At 45.2% G+C, this 555-nt stretch carries 1 protein-coding gene; it reads right to left on the bottom strand.

The window, feature by feature from the left end; genetic code table 11:
* Positions 1-22 precede the first annotated feature (22 nt).
* Positions 23-555: cupin domain-containing protein (locus R7R78_RS28630; RefSeq protein WP_225474913.1), on the bottom strand; the 533-nt coding region annotated here is incomplete at its 5' end.

Below are 555 nucleotides of genomic sequence, written 5' to 3'. Positions count from 1 at the left end.
CCTTTAAGTTTCGTATTTCCATTCAACTTCCGAGCGTCAAATGTCCTGTTTTCACCCAAATTACCGTTTCTTCCTCTACAAAAGGGAAGTGCTCACTCATGTGAGGTGATCGCAACCAAGTATGTGTTGGGTATATACCTAGCTCATCCCTAAACTCGCCAGATAACACAAAAATTTCTTCTCCACCAAAGTGTCTGTGAGGTTGAAACTTTTCGCCTTTGGGCCACTTCACCAACGCAACGTGCTCGTGCTTAAAATCATGTAAAGGCATCACTTGTAGTCCGCCAATGCCAGGCAACCATTCTGTTTCTCGAGTATTGATTCGAACAGTTTTAAGATCGTTCGGATCAAATTGATTGAGCTTGACCAAAATGACACAACCTTTCTCGCTAAACGGCGCGTGCAGACTGCCGGGTGGGTTACGAAGATAAGAACCTGCGGGATAGTCGCCATTTTCGTCAGAGAAGACACCATCGAGCACAAAAATCTCTTCTCCGTAAGGGTGAAGGTGAGGAGAAAAACGCGATCCTGCTTCGTACTTCACTACACTGGTTA

The sequence above is a fragment of the Vibrio sp. 2134-1 genome, from assembly GCF_033339495.1.
This window is presented reverse-complemented; position numbering and strand designations above follow the sequence as displayed.